Annotated in this window: 1 pseudogene; it reads right to left on the reverse strand. The window is 34.5% G+C overall.

Annotated elements, in window-relative coordinates:
- A pseudogene (locus AC1DRF_RS29950) lies at positions 1-606 on the reverse strand (replication protein); the annotation flags it as partial.
- Positions 607-905: the final 299 nt, after the last annotated feature.

Genomic DNA, 905 nt, shown 5'->3' on the forward strand with positions numbered 1-905 from the left:
ATTATTTWAATGATTTTTAGGTAAATCAAGGTTAATAAAGGGGGACGATGTTTTTTCGCCCTCTAAGCTTGGTCTATCAACGTTTTCGGCACTTTCTGGACTTGTCACAGGAGTTGTCACAGGAGTTGTCATTTCTTCTTGTTGAAGCGTTTGAAYACCTGTTGTGTCATGGTCAAAAAAGATTTCATCACAAATTTGATCAAAATTCGTATGGCTTTTAAGGATAAATACATAGCTATCAGGATGAGCACCTGTTGTATCTTCTTTGATATAACGTGCCACGATCATAAACGGTGTTTCCTTTAATGATTTTACAAAGCGAGAAACGGTACTTTGGGATACATCAAATTTTTGCATGAGTGTTTTTGAGTGAATGGCTTGAATGCCTGTAGCAACAAGGTTATAAATCACGTAATCTAACATTTCCATACGTTTTTTAGGGAATACTTTATGTAGGGCCACTTGTTGTTGTTTAAAGTAAGTACGAAGTGTTTCTAAAAACGCTTCTTTCTTTTTGCGAAGGGTAGGTTTTTCTTTCCATAACCATGTGAATCGTCCATTGAAGGTATTTACATCTTGTAAATAGCAGGTAAARAGCTTTGTCATTTGTTCATCTTCTCCTTTAAGGAACACAAAAAAGACACTGTCTCCCTTATGAAAGGAAAACAATGCCGTGATTTTGATGAACTAAGCCCTTGAAATAGATGTCAATTTCATATAAAATAAACACATAAGTTTTATTTTATAAAAACTAACTCTATTAACAAGAGACTTCGACAAGTGTTTTTCCTACCGTAACTAGGAGGAACGGTTTAAGAGTGTTGTAGCACTACTTAAACAGTTGAAGTCTTTTTTCTATCCGCACGTTTTTGTTAGTTATATTATAGCGTTAACTAGTCTCATAA

The organism is Priestia sp. P5_B4, assembly GCF_056400385.1.